This is a genomic window from Acetobacter oryzoeni, assembly GCF_004014775.2.
Taxonomy (GTDB): Bacteria; Pseudomonadota; Alphaproteobacteria; order Acetobacterales; family Acetobacteraceae; genus Acetobacter; species Acetobacter oryzoeni.
Map to the genome: position 1 here is coordinate 2016168 of NZ_CP042808.1, position 18401 is coordinate 2034568.

The 18401-nt window shown below is 54.9% G+C and carries 13 protein-coding genes, 2 tRNA genes and 1 pseudogene; 11 read left to right on the forward strand and 5 right to left on the reverse strand.

Annotated elements, in window-relative coordinates; translation table 11 throughout:
- Window positions 1–20 precede the first annotated feature (20 nt).
- From gltB to EOV40_RS09265, 3 genes are all read right to left on the reverse strand, one after another.
- Window positions 21–4577, reverse strand: a complete 4557-nt coding sequence (gene gltB / locus EOV40_RS09255) for a glutamate synthase large subunit (RefSeq protein WP_128106235.1) — start codon at window positions 4575–4577, stop codon at window positions 21–23.
- Window positions 4577–6025: an NAD(P)-dependent oxidoreductase gene (locus EOV40_RS09260; RefSeq protein ID WP_128105742.1), complete on the reverse strand. Its 1449-nt coding sequence runs from the start codon at window positions 6023–6025 to the stop codon at window positions 4577–4579. Before EOV40_RS09260 ends, gltB begins: the two co-directional genes overlap by 1 nt.
- Before the next feature lie 194 nt (window positions 6026–6219).
- The gene (locus EOV40_RS09265) at window positions 6220–7173 is read right to left on the reverse strand and encodes a complex I NDUFA9 subunit family protein (RefSeq protein WP_128105743.1); all 954 of its coding nucleotides are present in this window, start codon (window positions 7171–7173) and stop codon (window positions 6220–6222) included.
- A gap of 181 nt (window positions 7174–7354) precedes the next feature.
- Between EOV40_RS09265 and EOV40_RS09270 the strand changes: the two genes are divergently transcribed.
- Both EOV40_RS09270 and EOV40_RS09275 read left to right on the forward strand, forming a co-directional pair.
- A tRNA-Leu gene (locus EOV40_RS09270) sits at window positions 7355–7441 on the forward strand.
- Between the two features lie 140 nt (window positions 7442–7581).
- Entirely contained in the window at window positions 7582–8520 is a 939-nt protein-coding gene (locus EOV40_RS09275) for a DMT family transporter (RefSeq protein WP_050818367.1), read from the forward strand.
- On the opposite strand, the gene EOV40_RS09280 is transcribed toward EOV40_RS09275, so the two are convergent.
- A complete protein-coding gene (locus EOV40_RS09280) occupies window positions 8484–9383 on the reverse strand; it encodes an N-acetylmuramoyl-L-alanine amidase family protein (RefSeq protein ID WP_128105744.1) in 900 nt (299 codons plus the stop codon). The genes EOV40_RS09275 and EOV40_RS09280 overlap by 37 nt on opposite strands.
- A 492-nt stretch (window positions 9384–9875) precedes the next feature.
- Here EOV40_RS09280 and EOV40_RS09285 point away from each other — a divergent pair, with 492 nt between their 5' ends.
- From EOV40_RS09285 to EOV40_RS09320, 8 genes are all read left to right on the forward strand, one after another.
- Complete coding sequence (locus EOV40_RS09285; protein ID WP_456304288.1) at window positions 9876–12719, forward strand: Rne/Rng family ribonuclease; 2844 nt, start codon at window positions 9876–9878, stop codon at window positions 12717–12719.
- Between the two features lie 174 nt (window positions 12720–12893).
- Window positions 12894–13625 carry an ATP phosphoribosyltransferase gene (gene hisG, locus EOV40_RS09290; protein WP_003623223.1) on the forward strand — a complete coding sequence of 244 codons (732 nt, stop codon included), beginning with the start codon at window positions 12894–12896 and terminating at the stop codon, window positions 13623–13625.
- Between the two features lie 14 nt (window positions 13626–13639).
- Window positions 13640–14953 carry a histidinol dehydrogenase gene (hisD, locus tag EOV40_RS09295; protein WP_128105746.1) on the forward strand — a complete coding sequence of 438 codons (1314 nt, stop codon included), beginning with the start codon at window positions 13640–13642 and terminating at the stop codon, window positions 14951–14953.
- 74 nt (window positions 14954–15027) lie between these two features.
- On the forward strand, window positions 15028–15246 hold the full coding sequence (gene infA, locus EOV40_RS09300; protein WP_003623225.1) for a translation initiation factor IF-1: 219 nt from the start codon (window positions 15028–15030) through the stop codon (window positions 15244–15246).
- 4 nt (window positions 15247–15250) lie between these two features.
- Window positions 15251–15883: a Maf family protein gene (locus EOV40_RS09305; protein ID WP_128105747.1), complete on the forward strand. Its 633-nt coding sequence runs from the start codon at window positions 15251–15253 to the stop codon at window positions 15881–15883.
- Window positions 15880–16965: a ribonuclease E/G gene (locus EOV40_RS09310; protein WP_128105748.1), complete on the forward strand. Its 1086-nt coding sequence runs from the start codon at window positions 15880–15882 to the stop codon at window positions 16963–16965. Before EOV40_RS09305 ends, EOV40_RS09310 begins: the two co-directional genes overlap by 4 nt.
- Complete coding sequence (locus EOV40_RS09315) at window positions 16962–17147, forward strand: DNA gyrase inhibitor YacG (RefSeq protein ID WP_003628614.1); 186 nt, start codon at window positions 16962–16964, stop codon at window positions 17145–17147. Before EOV40_RS09310 ends, EOV40_RS09315 begins: the two co-directional genes overlap by 4 nt.
- Before the next feature lie 55 nt (window positions 17148–17202).
- Window positions 17203–17278: transfer RNA gene (locus EOV40_RS09320), tRNA-Phe, on the forward strand.
- A 187-nt stretch (window positions 17279–17465) separates the two neighbouring features.
- Here the strand turns inward: EOV40_RS09320 and EOV40_RS15530 are convergent.
- Window positions 17466–17819 (reverse strand): annotated as a pseudogene (locus EOV40_RS15530) (tyrosine-type recombinase/integrase); the annotation flags it as partial.
- 237 nt (window positions 17820–18056) lie between these two features.
- Here EOV40_RS15530 and EOV40_RS15290 point away from each other — a divergent pair.
- Window positions 18057–18377 (forward strand): hypothetical protein, encoded by a 321-nt coding sequence (locus tag EOV40_RS15290; RefSeq protein WP_244176697.1) that lies wholly within the window; start codon window positions 18057–18059, stop codon window positions 18375–18377.
- Window positions 18378–18401 lie beyond the last annotated feature (24 nt).

An 18401-nucleotide genomic window follows, 5' to 3' on the forward strand; every position in this document is an offset into this window, starting at 1 on the left:
CTTACATTCAGCCTTATGGTTCAGGCTGTTTTTTCCAACTGCTGTTCCGGCGCTGTAAAGCCGATAATACGGGCGTAATCCTTGGGAACAACGTGCCAGAAGTGCGGCAGAACCTCATCCCATTTATGCAGCAACATGCTGGCATAAGCAGAACCTGTTTCTTCCACATGCCGTTCAACAAGCCCACGCAGCATCTGCTCCCATTTGGGTTCAGTGACGCGCACCCACAACAAGGATTCGGGGTTTACCCGGCTGTCAAACACATTGTCCTTATCCAGCACAAAGGCCATGCCGCCGGTAAAGCCTGCGCCAAAGTTATCGCCTACATCATCCAGCACCACCACGGTGCCGCCGGTCATGTATTCACACCCGTTGGAACCACAGCCTTCTACAACTGCGGTTGCGCCAGAGTTACGCACGGCAAAACGTTCACCCGCCTGCCCTGCGGCATACAGTTCACCCGCAGTGGCCCCATACAGAACCGTGTTGCCGATAATGGCGTTCTTGTTAGACACCAACGTGGAGGACGGAGAAGGACGCACCGTAATGGTTGCGCCAGAAAGCCCCTTACCCACGTAATCGTTGGCATCACCCAGCACTTCCAGCTTGAGCCCCTGCACAGCAAACGCCCCCAGAGACTGACCAGCAGACCCACGCAGACGCACTGTAAGATGCCCCGGCGCCAGTGTTTTCATGCCAAACTGACGCACGATCAAAGAGGAAATGCGCGTGCCAATGGCGCGCTGGGTGTTCTGCACATTGTAGTGCAGCTGCATTTTCTCACCGTGGTCGAACAGCGGCTTGGCATCGCCAATCATCTGCGCATCCAGCGTATCCGGCACTTCGTTCCGGCCATCCAGCGTGCAGTAGCGGGCAAACGGCCCCGGATCTGCCTGAGACAGCAGGGAGTTCAGATCCAGATCATCCAGATAATCATCCCCGCGGGAAACCTGCCGCAGCAGATCCGTACGTCCGATAATTTCATCCAGAGAGCGGAAGCCCAGCGAAGCCAGAATATTCCGCACGTCCTCTGCAATGAAGGAGAACAGGTTGATGACCTTTTCGGGCGTACCTTCAAATTTGGCACGCATTTTGGGGTCCTGCGAACACACGCCTACCGGGCAGGTGTTGGAATGACACTGGCGCACCATAATGCAGCCCATGGCCACAAGGCTGGCTGTGCCAATACCAAATTCCTCAGCCCCAAGCATGGCGGCTATCACCACATCACGCCCGGTTTTGATGCCACCATCGGCCCGCAGACGCACGCGGTGGCGCAGGCGGTTCAGCATAAGCACCTGATGCGTTTCTGCCAGCCCAAGCTCCCACGGCAAGCCCGCATATTTAATGGAGCTGAGCGGGCTTGCGCCCGTGCCACCGCAATGGCCGGAAATAAGAATGGCATCAGCTTTTGCCTTGGCCACACCGGCTGCAATGGTGCCAATGCCGGAACGTGCCACCAGTTTAACGGTAACCGTTGCTTCCGGGTTAATCTGCTTCAGATCGTAAATCAGCTGCGCCAGATCTTCGATCGAATAGATATCATGATGCGGCGGCGGGGAAATCAGCGTCACACCCGGGGTTGCATGGCGCAACTTGGCAATCAGCTCCGTAACCTTAAAGCCCGGAAGCTGCCCGCCTTCACCCGGTTTGGCACCCTGTGCCACCTTAATTTCCAGCTCACGGCAATCGTTCAGATACTGTGCCGTAACACCAAACCGGCCAGATGCCACCTGCTTGATGGCGGAGGATGCATTATCCCCATTCGGGCGTGGCTTGGCGCGTGCCGGATCTTCCCCACCCTCACCAGAATCGGACTTTGCGCCGATGCGGTTCATGGCGATAGAAAGCGTTTCATGCGCTTCCGGGCTGAGCGCGCCCAAGGAAATTGCCGGGGAAATCAGGCGTTTACGCAGCTGCGTAATGCTTTCCACTTCTTCAACCGGAATAGGCGTGCGCCCATCACGGAAGTCCAACAGATCACGCAGGGCGACAGGTGGCTGAGCATGCACGGCATCTGCATAGCGCTGGTAGATGGTGAAGCTGCCTGTGGCCACTGCTGTTTGCAGCATATGGATAAGGCCGCCATCGAATGCGTGCTGCTCCCCACTCCGGCGCAGCTTGTAAAGACCGCCGACAGGCAAGGTGAGCGTATTTGTTGCAGCCCATGCGTGTTCGTGCAGTTGCAGCACATTGCGTGCAATACCGGAAAGCCCAATACCGGAAATACGTGAAGGCATACCCGGGAAGAACTCTGCCGTAAGCGCGCGGGAAAGGCCAACAGCCTCAAAATTACAACCGCCACGGTAAGACGCCACGATGGAAATACCCATCTTGGACATAATTTTGAGCAGGCCTTTATCCACCGCCTTACGGTAGCGTTCCATGCACTCACGCAGGCTCATCTGCCCAAACAAGCCACGGCGATGCCGGTCTGCAATGCTTTCCTGCGCCAGATAGGGGTTAACCGTGGTGGCACCTACGCCAATTGTCACCGCAATGGCGTGCACATCCAGCGCCGTAGCTGTGCGCACGTTCAAAGACGTGAATGTACGCAAGGATGTGCGCACCAGATGCGTATGCACAGCACCTGTTGCCAAAATCATGGGGATAGATGCGCGCTCGGCAGACTGATCTTCATCCGTCAGAAACACGTGTGTGCATCCACCACGCACGCCTTCTTCTGCTTCTCGGCGAATACGGGCAATGGCTTCGCGCAGCCCTGCTTCCCCATCTTTAGCAGGGAATGTGCAGTCAATCACGCAACCAGACGTACCCGTAAAGTTACGCAGCCCTTCATACTCACCAGATGTCAGCACCGGGCTGGGCAACTGGAGCATGTCACACTGTTCGGGAGACTGATCCAGAATATTACCCAGATTGCCCAACCGCGTTGTCAGGCTCATCACGCGGGATTCACGCAGGGAATCGATGGGCGGATTGGTAACCTGGCTGAACATCTGCCGGAAGTAGTGCGCCAACCCACGATACCGCGGAGAAAGCACGGCCAGCGGCGTATCATCCCCCATGGAGCCAATGGCTTCACTGGCGGTAGATACCATCGGGTGCAGAATGGCTTCCAGTTCTTCCAGCGTGCTGCCCACAGCCAACTGGCGGCGGCGCAGTTCTTCGCCTTCATAATAAACTGGCTCCGTCACATCCGAACGGACGATATGGCCAATTTTCTGGGTACGTTTGATCCAGCTGGAAAAATCCTGCCGTGCAGCCAGCAGATCAAGCAGTTCGGTATTACCGTACAGCTTGGCTTCCTGAAGATCGACGCCGATCATCTCACCCGGCCCAAGGCGGCCACGGCTGACAATGGCGTTTTCAGGCACACGCACCATGCCGGTTTCAGAACCAACAATCAGCAGGTTATCAGTTGTGACCGTATAGCGCAGCGGGCGCAGGCCAGAGCGATCCAACCCAGCCACAACCCAGCGGCCATCTGTAGCGCACAGTGCTGCGGGGCCATCCCACGGTTCCATGACTGCGTTGCAATACGTGAACATGTCACGGTGTGCGGGCTTCATGGAGGAATTGCCACCCACACTTGCCGGGATCATCAGCGCCTTGGCAAACGGCGCATCGCGCCCTGCAAAAGTCAGCAGTTCGTAAACGTTATCCAGCGTTGCGGTATCGGACCCACCAGCCTGCACCAGCGGCTTGATATCCGCCATCCACGGATCAAGATCTGGGTGAGAAAGCCGTGTTTCATGGCTTTTCATCCAGTTGATGTTGCCAGAAATGGTGTTGATTTCACCATTATGCGCAAGGCGGCGGAATGGCTGCGCCAGCTTCCATGTGGGGAAGGTGTTGGTGGAATAACGCTGGTGATAGATAGCAAAGCGGCTGACAAAGCGTTCATCCAGCAGATCCGGATAAAACTCTGTCAGATGCTCAGCAAGGAACATGCCTTTATAGATAACGGAGCGGCATGACAGCGAGCAGATATACAGATCAACCTGCGCGGCAATGGCAGCTTTTTCTATCCGGCGGCGGATCACATACAGATCACGCTCAAACTCTTCTTCCCCTTTGTTGGGAAGATTGCGGATAAGGATCTGCTCAATTTCCGGGCGCGTTGCGTTGGCTTTTTCACCAATGCAGGACGTATCAATCGGCACCTGACGCCAGCCGTAAATGCCGTAGCCAAACGCCAGAATCTGGGTTTCGATAATCTGGCGGCACTGTTCCTGCGCAGCCAGATCGGTTTTGGGCAGAAACACCTGCCCGACCGCAATCCGGCTTTCATCCGGCCGATCACCCGTGCTGGTAATGGCATCTGCAAAGAATTCCTGCGGAATTTCTACATGAATACCCGCGCCATCGCCTGTCTTGCCATCGGCATCCACCGCACCGCGGTGCCAAATCGCTTTCAGCGCGGCAATACCAGCTTCAACCACCTCACGCCGGCGCTTGCCATCCAGTGCGGCCACAAGGCCCACACCGCAGGAATCGCGCTCATCAGCGGGATCATACAGTCCATCCAGCGCGGCCACGTTGGCATCCCACGCTTTCAGAAATTCCTCGCCACTTTCAGCGGAAACGGTGTTGGGAAACTGTTCCATATCCATTAGCCCTGCTCCGCCTTGGCGGTAGCCGTTACATTTTCCTGAATCCATGCGTGCATGCTAGCGGCGGCATCGCGTCCATCACGGATAGCCCACACAACCAGACTGGCCCCACGCACAATATCCCCTGCGGCAAACACGCCCGGCAGAGATGTCATGAAATCTTTCTGAGCAACCTTGAGCGTCCCCCAACGGGATACGGCCAGATCCTTCTGCCCCCACAGTTGCGGCAGAGGTTCCGGGTCAAACCCAAGAGCCTTGATAACCAGATCGGCATCCAGCGTGAAAGAAGACCCTTCCAGCGGCTCAACTGACTGACGGCCCGTAGCATCTGGCAGGCCCAGCTTCATCCGCACGGCACGCACGCCAGAAACATGGCCATCACCCAAAAAGGCTTCTGGGGCTGCCAACCATTCAAACTGTACGCCTTCTTCTTCCGCATTTTTTACTTCACGGGCAGAACCGGGCATGTTGGCTTTATCGCGCCGATACAGGCATTTCACGGATTTTGCACCTTGGCGAATAGCCGTGCGCACGCAGTCCATTGCGGTATCACCACCGCCCAGAACCACCACGTTTTTGCCCGCTGCATCCAATGCCTGTGCTTCTGGCGGCAAAGTATCGCCCAAGGAGCGACGGTTAGACGCCGTAAGGTAGTCCAGCGCCTTTTCAATACCTGCCAGCCCAACACCGGGGCCGCCAATTTCGCGCGATTTGTAAACACCAGTTGCAATCAGAACAGCATCATGGCGGCTACGCAAATCTGCAAAAGACAGTTCGCCTTCACCATCCCCAATGCCTTGGCCAAGATGAAAAACCACGCCGCCTTCTTCCAGCAGCTGATGGCGGCGCGCCACAATGTGTTTTTCCAGCTTAAAGCCGGGAATACCGTAAACCAGCAGACCGCCTACCCGATCATACCGATCATACACATGCACTTTATAACCCTGTGCACGCAGCTGATCTGCCGCTGCCAAACCAGCCGGGCCAGCACCAATAATAGCAACAGACTGGCTACGCTCCAGCACCGGGTTAACGGGTTTAACCCAGCCTTTTTCAAACGCGGTATCGGTAATGTAGCGTTCTACCGCACCAATGGTCACGCTTTCGAAACCCGGTTCGATAACGCAGTTGCCCTCACACAGCCGATCCTGCGGGCAAATACGACCACAGATTTCTGGGAACGTATTGGTAGCGGAGGAAACGCCATAGGCCTCTTCCAACCGCCCCTGTGCTGTCAGCATCAGCCAATCAGGAATATTGTTGCCAAGCGGACAATGAACCGAACAGAATGGCACGCCGCACTGTGAACACCGGCTGGCCTGCTGGGCTGCTTCTGGTGTTGCGAAGTCTTCATAAATTTCATCAAAATCTGTCCGCCGCGCCGTAGCCGCGCGCTTGTCTGGCTGCTTTTGCGGCACAGAGACAAATTGAAGCATCTTGGTCGTCATGTGGCATCCCCGGAGAAAGGGCGCGCCAGACAGACTCCGCCCCTAAACTTTGCTGGGGCTAACGTGCTTGTTCTGTGTAAATATAAAAAGACAGCAATGCTTACCTTTTTATATTTTTCACCATGATGAAACCTAAATTCGTCCAATCGGTCAGATAAAAAGGTAACTTTTCGGACCTTTTTATCTTCAACCCATTATACAGGAACGGATATGTCTTTTTGGGCTTCACCGCCCCTAAACCGCGCCAAGTAAGACGGCACAATAGCCCCAACACTTTGCGGCACTATATTCAATGCTTCAAAACCGGATTGGCCCGCCGGCACAACGTTATCAGACGCCAACATCCGTAGCTGATCCTGCGTGAGAAAATGCCCCGGCAGCTGCTCCAAAATCATAGCCTGCAATTTTGCCAGCGCTGCCGGCACAATAAAAATGGGCTTATGCCGCCGCGTTACACGCAACACAAAACGGGCAATATCCAGCATGGTCATTTCCTGCGGGCCACCCAACAAAAACTCCTTTCCCGCAAAAGCTGAAGACTGTGCAGCCATGAATATTGCCTGCGCCACATCCCCCACATACACGGGCTGTAAGCGCGCATGTGCGCCGTAAACCGGCAAGCACGGCAAATACCGCGCAAGGCCCGCAAACATATTAAAGAAATGATCTTCCGGCCCAAAAATAACCGAAGGCCGTATGATCACCGCATCCGGCCGATATTGGCGCACTGCCTTTTCGCCCGCAGCGCGACTTTTACCGTAATCTGAAAGAGCTGTTTCCGAAGCACCAAGTGCGGACATTTGCACAAACACCGGCACATTTGCTTCTGCAGCTATACGGGCTACCCGCCCTGCACCTTCCACATTAACAGCTTGGAGCGTTTGCTGCTTTACGGAAGTTAAAACAGCCACAAGGTTGATCACCACATCCGCACCCTGCACGGCACAGGCCACGGAAGCATCATCCACAACAGATGCATAAAAAGGTGCAATCTGCCCTACACGCCCCAACGCACGTAAACGTGCCGTTAAATCTGGCCGGCGGCTGGCCACGCGCACTTCATACCCAGCGCGTGCCAGATTTTGCACCACATAACGCCCTACAAACCCGCCACCACCCAATACGGTTGCAATTTTACGCGCACCCATAAGTCACCCTCATTTTCTAGGTTTACCAAGCATTTTGTGCACTGTGTGCCATTCCCTCCGCCCACGCCAGAGAGACAAATGACACAAATCTGTCAGAAAAATCATTTTCCCTGTTGACGCCCCCCTCACAGCGGGGTAAACGGCTCATCACCAGCCGGGAACACTCCTGGTTGCCATTTGAGCCCAGATGGCGGAATTGGTAGACGCGCAGGTTTCAGGTACCTGTGGCCGCAAGGTCGTGGAAGTTCGAGTCTTCTTCTGGGCACCAAATATCATATATAACTTATATGATATTTTCTTCTCCCTAAATGGTAAATATAAAGAATTGAGTATTCAATTCAGCCTTCGGGCTGTTTATGACACCTCTTTATTCTTTTCACTTACGCGCCTTTAGGCAGAGCAAAACACATGAAACTTAGCCCGCCCACCAAGGGCCTGCTGCTGTCTTTATTGGGGTTTGCAGCTTTTTCCATAAGCGATGCTTTCTCCAAACTGCTGACCGGCAGGCTCAACCCATTTGAGGTTGCCTTTTCTGGTGGGGTTTTTGGGCTGCTGCTGGTTCCGTTTGTTAAAACACGCGGGCAATCGTGGTTGAACATTCTGCCCATTCAAAAACCGGGCATGTGGTGGATTCGGGCTGCGGCTACCTTTGTTGCCACAGCCGCCAGCGTAGAATCCTTCATGCTTCTGTCCATGCCAGAAGCACTCTCGCTGATGTTCCTTATGCCTTTTATCGCCACCATTCTTTCTGTGGTGGCTCTTAAGGAAAAAGTGTCCCCTTGGGGCTGGGTTGCGGTGGCAATCGGGTTTGCCGGTGTTCTCATCGTGCTGCGCCCCGGTGTGCGGCCACTTCATTTTGGGCATGCCTGCGCATTAGCCGCCGCCATTGCCAGTGCTGTAAATGTTATTGCTTACCGGGTAGCTGGTACAGGCACGACAAAACTGGGCGTTCTAGGTTCCAGCTTAGCCGGACCACTACTGGGAGATGGCCTTCTGGCCCTTCCCAATTTTACATGGCCCGAAACGGTTGCAGATTGGGGAAATCTGTTTGGCTATGGGTTTCTGGCCGCCCTCGGTCAGTTACTTATTATGTTGGCAGCCACCCTTACCCCTGCCAGCCGCGTTGCATTGCCTCAATATACCCAAATGGTTTGGGCGGTGCTGTTTAGTTACACACTGTTCCATGAACCGTTGGATAAATGGACAATCATTGGCGTAACAGTTGTTACACTATCTGGCATGCTGGATTGGTTCCGCAAGCACCTGCTGATCCTTAAGCAACGCCGTCTTGCCCGCAAGCAAGCGCGTCTTCAGCCTGCCAACCCTACGCCAGCTGATGCAAAGTAACGATTAACGGCATCTCGCATGGCCCCGGCCACCATGGCCCGGTGGCCAGCCTGACGCAACGCGGCCTCATCCATCCGGTTTGACATAAAGCCCATTTCAACCAGAACAGAAGGGATTTGGGCAGATTTCAACACCGCAAAAGCCGCATGCCGATGTGGATGCGGCAGCAGCAACACCCGAGAATTGAAAGCTGACACAACAGCCTGCGCCATGTGGGCTGACCCTTTGCGGGTTTCCTCTGTTACCAGACTAGCAAGAATCTGCTGCACCTCTGGCGATGCACTGTGCACCATTGGTCCACCATATCTGTCTGCACTGTTTTCAGTCTTGGCCAAATCCGCTGTCTGACTGTCTGATGCACCGTGCGAATGGGTATAAACACTTGCGCCGCGCACCTGTGGGCTGTGCAAGGCATCGGCATGCATGGAAATGAACAGTGAAGCTCCGTGCTGTTGTGCCAATTCCACCCGGCCATCCAGCGGCACAAAATGGTCTCCGGCACGTGTCATGGCCACGCGGTAACGGCCTGTTGCCAATAATTGCCGCTTCAATTCCTGCGCGGCAGCTTCTGCCACATGCTTTTCATATGTGCCGGTGTACCCAATGGCGCCTGGGTCTTTACCGCCATGCCCGGGGTCTAGCATTACAAGCGGAGCAGCAGGCCGTGCTTTGCCAATAATGGCCGGAGCGGCCAGCTTATGCCCTGTTGCCTGCTTACTTGCAGCCCAAACATCTGCCGGCACACTGGCAGCAACAAGTCCGCCACCACCCAAATACAGCAGGCCGGAACGGCGCATTACGCCCTTCTGCACCGCTGCAGAAGTAACAGTTTTGCCGTCCATCTTGTCTGCCTGAAAAGCCATTAAAGTGCTCCTATTCACTTTATGCCAAAGTGTGCACTGAAAATGACAGAAAAAAGGTGTATCGGCACCCTAAAACAGTGTTTGTTACGAATGGCTTGCGATTTATAGTTATTTGAGCCATGTTCACACAGCGTGGCACAAGGGTAGAAATGCCCGTCATGCGCTTTTTCCGCTCCGTCCATGCCGTGAACGGGGGCCGCCGGTTACATAAATACCGCGCCCGCACGCATAAAGATCAGGGGCAGAAAACACTGACTGAAGGATACATGACCATCGCCCGCCCCTCCCCTTTGCTGAAAACAGCCAGACCGCAGGCCGTACCATGCCTGATGGATGCTGATACAGGGGCAGCCGTGGAAACTTTGTACGCCTTCCAATTTTTATCGCACGCCTGTTTATATCCGCCGGAAGTGCCCCTGCTCCGTCGTGCCATGCCATTTACGCGGCAGCACCACACAGGCTGGCCACCGGCGCACCGGAGTTTTTCTTTTTATGTCAAAGCGTATGCTGATCGACGCAACACACGCGGAAGAAACGCGCGTTGTTGTGATGGACGGAAATCGGCTTGAAGATTACGATGTTGAATCTGCTGCCAAAAAGCAGCTTAAAGGGAACATCTACCTTGCCCGCGTTGTTCGCGTAGAGCCAAGCCTGCAGGCCGCCTTTGTAGAATATGGCGGCAACCGTCACGGCTTTCTGGCTTTTAGCGAAATCCATCCTGATTACTATCAGATCCCGGTTTCTGACCGCGAAAAGCTTCTCGCTTTGCAGGCTGAAGAAGAAGCTCTGCTGGAAAACGGTGAAAACGGCGCTGATGAAGATGATGCGCCAGAAAGCGCAGAAACACAGGCATCTGACGCTGAACAGGACACTTCTGAATCTGACTCCTCTGCTCAGAATGAGGAAGAGGAAGGTTCAGAACAGGGCCAGCGCGCTGCCAATAAGCAGGATGCACCTGATTATGTAGGCGGCGAAACAGATACGGGTGAAGAAGCCCTTATTCAGAAACGCATTGCCCGATTCCTGCGCAACTATCGCATTCAGGAAGTTATCCGCCGCCGACAGGTGCTGCTGGTGCAGGTGGTTAAGGAAGAACGCGGCAACAAGGGCGCAGCCCTGACCACCTATGTTTCTCTGGCTGGGCGCTATTGCGTGCTTATGCCTAATGCCCTGCGTGGTGGTGGCGTTTCACGCAAGATTACATCTGTGGCAGACCGCCGCCGCCTGCGGGATATTGTTTCTGACCTGAACCTGCCCCGCGGCATGGCCATGATTGTGCGCACGGCAGGTGCCCAGCGCCCCGGCCCCGAAATTACGCGAGACTGCGAATACCTGCTCCATCTGTGGGATGATATCCGGGAGCATACGCTTCAATCTGTTGCACCCGCGCTGATTTACGAAGAAGCGAGCTTGGTAAAACGCGCCATCCGCGATGTTTACACCCGCGAAATCAGCGAAATTGTGGTGGATGGAGAAAACGGCTGGAAGGCCGCGCGGGACTTCATGCGCATGCTAATGCCTCAGCATGCAGAAAAAGTCCGACTGTGGAACAAGGAAAACCAGCCCCTGTTCACGCACTACCACGTGGAAGGGCATCTGGATGCCATGTTCTCCCCTGTGGTGTCTCTGCGCTCTGGCGGTTATCTGGTTATCAACCAGACAGAAGCTCTGGTTGCCATTGACGTAAACTCCGGCAAAGCCACCAGCCAGCGTAATATTGAAGAAACAGCCTTCCGTACCAATCAGGAAGCAGCTGATGAAGTGGCCCGCCAACTGCGCCTGCGTGATCTGGCTGGGCTGATTGTGATCGACTTCATTGATATGGAGTCCCGCCGTCACAACTCCATGATCGAACGCCGCCTGAAAGATGCCCTACGGCATGATCGGGCCCGTATTCAGATTGGCTCCATCTCCCACTTCGGGTTGCTGGAAATGTCGCGCCAACGGTTGCGGCCATCTGTGGCAGAAGCTGCCTTCATGCCCTGCCCGCACTGTAATGGCACAGGCATGATGCGCAGCATCGAAAGCTCCGCCCTGCATGTTCTGCGCGCAGTGGAAGAGGAAGGTGCGCGCCGCCGTTCTTCCGCTATTACCGTGCATGTTGCTGCGGATATTGCTTTCTATATCCTGAACAACAAGCGAGACTGGTTGACCCAGATTGAACAGCGCCACCAGATGGAAGTGCTGTTTGCCGCAGACAATACGCTGCCTGCTCCGGAAGTTCGGATCGAACGTCGCCAGCATGCCCGTCCGCCACGGATCCAGCCACCATTGCCTCCAGTTGAAAACATTGTGGCAGATGAGGTTGTTGCAGCCGCGCCAGAAATTCCGGCGGCAGAACCTTCTGCCATTCAGGAAGCTGTCGATAATTCGGATGAGCCACGTCGTCGCCGTCGCCGTCGGCGCCGTCGGCGGAGTGATCAGGATACCAATCAGACATCTGCGACACAGACGCAATCTGATGCCGTCACACCGGAAGCAGATGAAGCCGCACCAATTGCAGCCTCTGAAAATGCAGCAGAACCTGTTGCAGAAGCAGATGCAGAAACCAATCTGGTGCCGGGCCGGCGTAGAACCCGCCGCTCCCGCGTGCGCAAACCGGCTGAAACGCGCACAGAAATCCACGTAGATATCGAAGAAGGTCCCGCACCACGACCCACTATGCCAGCATGGGAAGGCCCAACACCGGCCAATCCATTTGGCGGGGCGCCAGATATTTTCGAGCTGCTGGAAAATACTGCACGCCAACAGGCTGCCGAAGTTGCACCAGAACCCAAAGCGGCAAACGTGCAGGAAGAAACTGCAAGCGCACCTGCTGAACCAGTGAAAACAGAAGAGGTTACGCCTCAGCCTGTTGCGACCGCAGCGGAAGAGCCTGAAAAAACGGAAGAAGCGCCTAAACCACGCCGCCGCCGTACACGTAAGAAGGTAGAACCTGCAGCAGAAGAAACTGCCGAACAGGCTGAAGCTCCTGTAGCAGCACCGGCAGATGAGGCTGCCTCAGCTGAAGCAGAGCCGCCCAAAAAGCCTGTGCGCCGCCGCACAACCCGCCGCAAAACAGCGGCAAAGGATGAGACTGCGGAAACAGCAGAACCTTCCACAGCCGAAACTGCCGAGGAAAAGCCGAAGAAAACAACGCGTCGGCGTACTACTCGCAAAAAGGCAGAACCCGCACCTGCTACGGAAGCTGCCAGCGAAAGCGAAGCTGTAGCTGCCCCTAAAGCAGCCGCAACCGAGGCTTCTGATAAACAAACGGAAGAAGCTATCGTTCAGCCTATCGTGATCGAAGATAGCCCGCCGGCAACGCGCAGACGTACCGGCTGGTGGAAGAAGTAAATCACACCATGCCTCTACCAGATCTAAAGGGTTTTCCCTTTAGATCTGGTGGGTAGCCATATCTGCCAGAAGCAAACGGATAGCAGATGTGGCCACTACATATTTTTCTTCTGCTGCACCTTGTGGTAGGAGTGCAGGCCTAATTTGACACGCCTTGCCTCCGCCGGAGTTTTCATGAACCATCCCCGCCCTGCCCATCAGACCGAAACATCTTTCGGCACGGAAGATAACGGGCGCATAGTTCTGGCTCTACCTAAAGGCCGTATCCTCAAAGCCGTGTCCCCTCTTATGTCTGGCACAGGCATGGCCCCTGCCCCGGAATGTTTGGGCGGAGATAGCCGCAAACTGCGCTTTCCCACCCAGGACCCACAGGTTGATGTGGTGCGCGTGCGCTCGTTTGATGTGGCAACCTTTGTAGCCAGCGGTGGTGCTCAGGTTGGCGTTTGCGGCGCTGATGTGCTGATGGAATTCGATTACCCCGAAATTTATGCCCCGCTTGATCTGGGTATTGGCGCATGCCGCATTTCTGTCGCGCAGCCTGCCCACCTTCCGCATGATCCGCAGGAATGGAAGCGATGGTCCGAAGTGCGCGTGGCCACCAAATACCCTGCTATCACGCGGCGCTTTTTTGCAGCACGGGGCATTAACGCCACCATCGTGCATTTGCATGGCGCTATGGAACTGGCCCCCATGCTTGGGCTTTCTCGTCTGATTGTGGATCTGGTAGACACGGGCTCTACCCTAAAAGCCAACGGCTTGAAGGAAGTGGAAACCATCGCGCAGGTTACCAGCCGCGTAATTGTTAACCGCACGGCCCTTAAAACCCGCCCGGAACAGATTGACCGCATTCTCTCCCGCTTTCGCACGGCGCTTGCTGCATCCTCGCCCGTTGCGGAAAATGTGTAAGGCAGACGCATTCCATGAAACGGCTTGATACGCGCGAACCGAATTTTGAAACCGAATTTACCGCCCTTCTTTCAAACCGTGAGGAACAAGGGCAGGAAGTTCATAAACCGGTTGCGGATATTCTGGCTGCGGTGCGCAAAGAGGGCGATACTGCACTTTGCGCCTTTACGGAACGCTTTGATCGCCTGCCCCTTACGGCTCAGCAGCTTGCCTTTACAGCAGAAGAAATTGAGCAAGCACGTGCAAAAGTAAGACCGGAGTTGCTGGAAGCTCTGGATGTTGCGGCACAACGTATCGAGTCCTTCCATAAAAACCAGCTGCCTTCTGATATCCGTTACACAGATGATGTTGGTATGACACTGGGCATGCGCTGGATTCCGCTGGATGCTGTGGGCCTGTATGTGCCCGGTGGCAAAGCCGCATACCCCTCTTCCGTGCTGATGAACGCCATTCCCGCCAAAGTTGCTGGGGTAAAGCGTTTAGCCATGTGCGTGCCCACGCCTGATGGAGTTATTAATCCACTGGTGCTGGCCGCCGCGCATCGCGCCGGTGTGACAGAAATCTACCGTGTTGGTGGTGCGCAAGCAGTGGGTGCCATGGCTTACGGCACGCAAACTATCCGCCCGGTTGACCGGATTGTTGGCCCGGGCAACGCATATGTGGCCGAAGCCAAGCGTCAGGTTTTTGGCTACGTGGGCATAGATAGCATTGCTGGCCCATCTGATGTGGTGGTGATTGCCGATTCGAATACAAATCCGCGCCTCATTGCTCTAGACCTACTGGCACAGGCTGAGCATGACGAATGCGCGCAGGCCACTCTCATTACCCCGGATGCAGCGTTTGCAGACACCGTGATTGCGGCTGTGGAAGCTGAACTGCGCGTGCTCTCCCGCGCAGCTATTGCCGGTGCAAGCTGGGCCCGTAACGGGGCGGTGCTCATCTGCCGCGACATGAAAGAAGCAGTGGAACTGGCAAACTGCCTTGCCCCTGAACATCTTGAACTGATGGTAGATGACCCGGAAAGCCTGTTTGCCCATGTGCGCCATGCCGGGGCGGCTTTTCTGGGCCGTTTCTGCCCAGAAGCAGTTGGGGATTACGTAGGTGGTCCCAACCATGTGCTGCCGACTTCACGCACCGCGCGTTTTGCTTCTGGCCTGTCTGTTTTTGACTTCCTGAAGCGTACAACGTTCCTTTCCGGTGGGCCTGATGCCCTCCGCCAGATTGGACCTGCTGCTGTAGCATTGGCTCAGGCCGAAGGCCTGGAAGCCCATGCACTTAGCGTTTCCGCCAGACTGGATGCACTGGCAGCCTCAACACCTAATGCTTGACCATAGGCTGCCGGTCACCCATATCTGCTCACCAAGATTGACCTTTAACGGCTCTGAAACATACGAAGGATGCAATGTCTAAAGAAGACATGATTGAATTTAGCGGCACGGTAACTGAACTGCTGCCTAATGCCATGTTCCGCGTAAAGCTGGACAATGAACACGTTATTCTGGCGCACACCAGCGGCAAAATGCGTAAAAACCGTATTCGCGTTCTGGCGGGCGACCGCGTGAATGTTGAAATGACACCTTACGACCTTTCCAAGGGTCGCATTACGTTCCGCTTCAAATAAAGCCGTGACAGTTTCCGGCCAGCAGAACTCCGTTAAAGGAGAGGCACCTCTCCTTGTACTGGCATCTGCTTCGCCCCGGCGGGTAGATCTGCTGCGCCAGATTGGCGTAGTGCCTGACCGCATTGTTCCGGCTGATATTGACGAAACACCCGCAAAAAACGAACTTCCTCGCGCTTATGCGCGCCGTATGGCGTTAGAAAAAGCGCGCGCTGTAGCTGCCTATGTGACCGAACCCGCATTAATTCTTGCTGCGGATACAGTGGTTACGTTGGGGCGGCGTATTTTGCCCAAAGCCGAAAACCGTGAAACAGCGCAATTCTGTCTGGAACGTCTTTCTGGCAGACGGCACACGGTCATCACATCTGTTGCTGTTATGCCCAGTGCCACTTGGTCAAAAGGCAAAGCAGCGGACCGGCTGGTAGAAACAGCAGTTACGTTTAACCGCCTCACGCCTCATCAGATCAACGCCTTGTTAGATGCAGGTGATTGGGAAGGCAAAGCAGGTGGTTATGCCCTGCAAGGCCATGCAGCCAGCTTTATTCGCTTTCTATCTGGCAGCAGCTCAGCTGTTATTGGGTTGCCTCTGTTCGAAACAGCCCAACTTTTACGTGGGCAACCCGGGCCTTGGCTGGCGTGATGCAATATTTGCGTGTTGCCACCTTTCCGGGTGAAATGCGCCTTGCCGTTACCCAAGATGATGCGCTGCTGGATTACGCACTTTGGCGGCCAGCTGCCCCGGATCTTGTTGGCAATATTTATGTTGCCCGCGTGGCGGCGCAAGCAGCCTTTATGGGTGGGGCTTTTGTTGATCTGGGCCAAGGCTTGCAGGGCTTTCTATCTGATCAGAAAGCGGTCTCGCATCTTACCGAAGGCCAAAGCATAACAGTTTGCGTTTCTCGCGCTGCACAAGGTGGCAAGGGTGTGCGTGTACGCATGCTGGAGCCTTCTGCACAAGGTAAGGATATTGGCCTTGTAACTGCTGGCCCAACACCTTTAGAGCGTTTGGCCAGCCAATGGCCTAAGGCAACCATTGTAGTAGATACCCCACAAGCAGCTGCCCGCGTGCCTCTATCCTTACGCGCAAAAAGAGACTCCGGGTTTACACCCATGCCACCAGAAATCGTGGCTGCATGTCATGCTCTGGAAGACAGCACCGTAGAACTGCCCGGCAATATGCAGGCCACCATTACGCCCACCCCTGCACTTGTTGCCATTGATATAGATGCCCCACCTGTTGCGGGGTCTCGGCCTAAGCAGACTGCACAATTTGCTGCAAACCGTGATGCATTGCCTGAACTTTTGCACCAAATTCGCCTGCGCAATCTTTCTGGCGCCATTGTTATTGATCCAGCAGGGATGGCCATGCGCAAGCGTCAGGCCTTGCAGGATGTTGTGCAGGCAGCCTTGCAGGCAGACCCTCTTCGCCCACGCTGCCTTGGTGTCAGCGCTTTAGGGCTGATTGAAATTGTGCGCCCGCGTATTTATCCTTCTCTTCCAGAGCTTCTAAACTCTTCCCATGGGCATGCGCTTAAGGCGCTCCGCACCATTTTGGCAGAAGCCCCTACAGCAACCATCTTACGTGGCAGTATTCCCCTTATTCGGGCACTGGAGCAGGACCCGCAAGCTGTGGCAGACTGTGTGCAGCTCCGTGGGAAGCCTTTAGCCCTAAAGGCTGATCCTGCTTTGCCTGATTTTTTCTGGACGGTTCAGGACGCATGACTTCTAAACCCGCTAAATGCCCCGTATGCGGCAAACCTGCACAGGCTGAATTTCGGCCTTTTTGCTCAAAACGTTGTGCGGATGTGGATCTCGGCCGCTGGTTTTCTGGCGACTATCGTATTCCCGGTGCGCCTGCTCCGATTGAAAATGATGAAAAAGCTGAAAGAAATGACGAAAGGTGACTTGATCTCGTGCAAAGAGTGAGATACATGCTCTCTCACGCCGCGAGGCTGCGGTGCCCAAGTAGCTCAGTTGGTAGAGCATGCGACTGAAAATCGCAGTGTCGGTGGTTCGATCCCGCCCTTGGGCACCATATCATATTTTTTCCCTTTAATTACAATGCGTTGCGGGCTGTTTTTGCCCCACTCTGCATTTTTCGCTTCATTGTGGGACATTTCTTGTCCCTGCATACGTGCGAACGCACTCGCTGCCAGTCGCTTCTGATCTGCTGCAAGCGTGTAGCGTTGAACCTCTTTCAATGACCGGTGGCCTGTTACAGCCGCGATCTCATGCGCTGTGCATCCGATCTCTGCCATCCGCACCGCTGCTGCCTTACGCAAGCCATGCGCTGCGCAATGCGGTAGCCCTGCTTCGTTGCACCATTGGCGAAACCGATTCCCAAAACCTTCTGGCGTGTATGGGTTGCCATAGGTGCTTTGGATGAATGTGTTTCCCTCTAACGCGCCTGGTGTTGCCTCTATGATTTTCTTGAGTTCAGGAAAGATTGGCAGCGTGAGTGTGACAGGCTTCTTCTTGATGTTCTTTTCTTGGGTGAAGGTGATGTATCCATTCCGCACATCCTTGATGCCCATCTGCACCACATCACCACGGCGCTGCCCTGTGTAAAGCAGCATGGCAAAAGCCAATCTGGCAGGCGTTCCAATCGGGTGGGTATTTTCGAACTGCTCGATTTCTTTTTCTGACCAGCTATGAAAACCCGTTCCTGATGATGGAATATAAGGCACGTCCTTGGCTGGATTTTTGCTTAACGCGCCAATCTGAACACCATATGCAAAAAGCTGGCGTAAGGCTTTGAGAATGCCGTTGCTTGCCGCTACTTTGCCCTGCTTGCTATCTCGCAACGCCAGAACATGCCGTGGCTGGATGGTAGCAACCTGAAACTTGCCGCATGTTTCACACAGACCATCCAGAACGCCATGCCGGACATACTGGGTGCGACCATCCAGCCGTGCAAATATGGCCGAACCAAAATAGCTTATGCACAGATCCCGAAAACTGCCCGGAATGACGACTTCTCTGGTTGGCGTGGCTGGCAGGATTTCGCCTGCCATTGCCTTGCGGTATTCTTCATCAAATTCCGGCGTTCCGGGTATCTGATGCAGCCGGACTTTTCTATGGCCCGGACGGCGCAAATACACACGCACATTGCCGTGCCGGTCTATATCTTCTGACACGTATTTATAGCGCCGCTTCAC